Below are 2,821 nucleotides of genomic sequence, written 5' to 3' on the forward strand. Positions count from 1 at the left end.
CTGCTAAAGCAGAACAAAAATCTAGTGAAGAAGTTATGGGAAAAGATTTTATTCAGCTATCTAAAGGTATTTATGCTGCTAAAAACCAAGGAGTAAAAGGTCTAAGTTACTCATTTATCTCTCAGCCAGAACCTAACTATCCTACTGCTGCTAAACGTTTAGGATATAATAGAGAGGTTATTGTAAAAGTTAAATTCTTAGTAGGTTTCAATGGAACTATTGAAGATATAAAGTTTTATGGTAAAGATAATGGACTTGGTTTCCAAAAAGAAGTTGAAAAAGCTTTAAACAACTGGAAATTAACACCAATCACTGTTCAAAATAAAAAAATTAAACTTTATTTTTATAAAGTATTTAAATTTAATCAAATTTAACCATGGAGGGGAAATGAAAACATTAATTACATATTCATCTAAAACTGGAAATACAAAGAAAGTAGCTGAAGCTATTTTTAATTCTCTATCAAATTGTGAATTAAAAGATATTGATGAAGTAACAACTTTAGACAATTACGACTTTCTTATTATTGGAGGTTGGATTGATAAATCTACCTTTGATACGAAAACTTTAAATTTTATTAAATCTATTAAGAATAAAAAAATAGGTTATTTTTTCACACTAGGTGCTTATGCTGATTCAGATCATGCTAAGGATTGTGTTAATAATATTGATACCTTATTTATTGAAAATGAAAATACTATTCTTAAAAATTTCTTTTGTCAAGGAGCTATTGATCCAAAGCTTATTGCATGGATGTCTACTTTACCAGAAGATCATAAAATGCATCCTGATGCAGATAGAAAAAAAAGATGGAATGATGCTGCTAGTCATCCTGATGAAAATGATTTATCACAAGCTTCTAAAGCTTTTATCAATATTGATTTATAAAAAAATGAGGCTAAGTTAGCCTCATTTTTTTATAAACCATTAAAACTATCTAAACACTCTTTTATAAGTTCTTTATTTTCATCTCTTGGAACATATATAGCAAATATCTCTTTCGCTTTTTCATCAAAGAACTTTATTGAACAACTTTTTCTTCCAAACATAACATCTGTTACAATAAAAATCTCTTTTATTTTATCTACACTTAAATGCCCACCTATACTTGAATCTTTATCATGAAAATTTAAATACCCATGAGCATAAAATCCTTTTGGAAATTTATCTTTAATCTCTAATACAAAATTTTCAGTTACAACTAATAGAAATACTTTTTCCCATCCCCTTAAGATTTCAAAGAGTTCATCTTTTTTATCCACTGAAAAATTTCTTGATGTAGGTGCATTTCTTAATACTTCTATAAAAGATACTCCTAATTCTGTAGCCACTTTGCTTAATGATAACTTTTCATTTTCTTTTAATAAACTTTCTATTTTCCCCTTCATAACTCCTCCAATATATTTATTCGTATATTAAATATATTAAATTTTAAATACTTTGTCAATCAAATTTTTTAAAAACCTCATAAAGACTTATGTTTTCATCATATTTTTCAGTTGATACAAAATAATTTTCGCCTAAATTTTTCAATTCTTCATATACTTCACTATATTTTAATTCTAATATATTCACTGATATTTTATACGCTTTTTCCTCTGTTTCTGTTACCACTTCAACTACATAATTTAATTTTTCCATATTTTCAATAGTATCCTCTATAACCTCATAAGGTAATTTTATTTCCTTAGAAATAGCTTTTATATATAAAGGAGATTCATTTTTTATAAAATTTTTAACAAATAATAAAAGTATAACTTGTAAAATATCATATTTAGAATTAAAATTTAAATTTTTAAGACCATCAATTTTTATTAAATTCCCTCTATTTTGAACAATATATGTAAAATGAGCTCCCAATAAAATTAAAAACCACACAATTTTTAACCAAATTAAAGATAGTAAAAGAACTGAAAAACTACCATATATTTTATTATATTCAGATATTAATAGTTGCAGTTTTAATAAAATAACATTACTTTGATTAAGTAAAAATGAGACTATAAAGCTACTCCATATTGTTGGTATAATATTCACCTTTGTATTTGGCAATACTGAAAAAAATACTAAGAAAAATATCCATAATGAAAAATATGGAGCTACAGTTTCAATTATAGAGTGAATTATTGGTATATTAATTTTTAAATTTATTAATATATTTGTTAAAACTACTCCTATTGGTAAAATTAAAAAAACAGTAAAATAATCTGAAAATTTTCTGAAAAATGATCTGGTTTTTTTCACTCCCCAAATACTATTTAATGCTTTTTCAATTATTGAAAACATTGATATTACAACCCATCCTAAAGATATAAACCCAACTCCTGCAATTATTCCATTTTGAGTATTTTTAAGTAAAACTTGAGCTGTTTTTAAAATTGTATTTAATGTTTGTTCATTTAAAGGTGAACTTTCTGATAATTGTTTAAAAAAGTACTGATCTATTCCAAACCATCTCCCAATGCTAAAGGCTATTGCTATTATTGGTATAAATGTCAAAATAGTAAAATAACATAGTGTATTCGCCCATAAATTAGAATTTGATCTTTTATAGTTCTCATAAGCTCCCTTCAGCTGTTTATACAATCCACTTACTTCTAACTCTTTTAAATATGAATCTAATTTAGTAAAAAACTTTATATTTTTAATCATTTTATCCCTCCTGTGTATATATTAACATGGAAAGATATTTTTCCTTGAAAAAATATCCACTAAACTTAATTAGTGGATATCTCATATTTAAATTATTTAACTTTTTTAATTGTATCTATTATCGTTCCATCTCTATACTCTACAACTCCAACTATTTCATCTAAGAACT

4 protein-coding genes are annotated in these 2,821 nt (G+C 25.0%); 2 read left to right on the forward strand and 2 right to left on the reverse strand.

The window, feature by feature from the left end; translation table 11 throughout:
* Both Q0V09_RS10205 and Q0V09_RS10210 read left to right on the forward strand, forming a co-directional pair.
* Positions 1 to 374 (forward strand): energy transducer TonB (locus Q0V09_RS10205; RefSeq protein ID WP_297489246.1); only part of this gene is annotated, 374 nt, incomplete at its 5' end.
* A 13-nt stretch (positions 375 to 387) separates the two neighbouring features.
* Positions 388 to 888, forward strand: a complete 501-nt coding sequence (locus Q0V09_RS10210) for a flavodoxin family protein (RefSeq protein ID WP_297406272.1) — start codon at positions 388 to 390, stop codon at positions 886 to 888.
* Positions 889 to 917: 29 nt separating this feature from the next.
* Here the strand turns inward: Q0V09_RS10210 and hutX are convergent, their stop codons facing one another.
* Both hutX and Q0V09_RS10220 read right to left on the reverse strand, forming a co-directional pair.
* Positions 918 to 1,388, reverse strand: a complete 471-nt coding sequence (gene hutX, locus Q0V09_RS10215) for a heme utilization cystosolic carrier protein HutX (protein WP_297406274.1) — start codon at positions 1,386 to 1,388, stop codon at positions 918 to 920.
* Between the two features lie 55 nt (positions 1,389 to 1,443).
* Positions 1,444 to 2,652, reverse strand: a complete 1,209-nt coding sequence (locus Q0V09_RS10220; protein WP_297489250.1) for a YihY/virulence factor BrkB family protein — start codon at positions 2,650 to 2,652, stop codon at positions 1,444 to 1,446.
* Positions 2,653 to 2,821 lie beyond the last annotated feature (169 nt).

Source organism: uncultured Cetobacterium sp., from assembly GCF_947039425.1.
Classification (GTDB): Bacteria; Fusobacteriota; Fusobacteriia; order Fusobacteriales; family Fusobacteriaceae; genus Cetobacterium_A.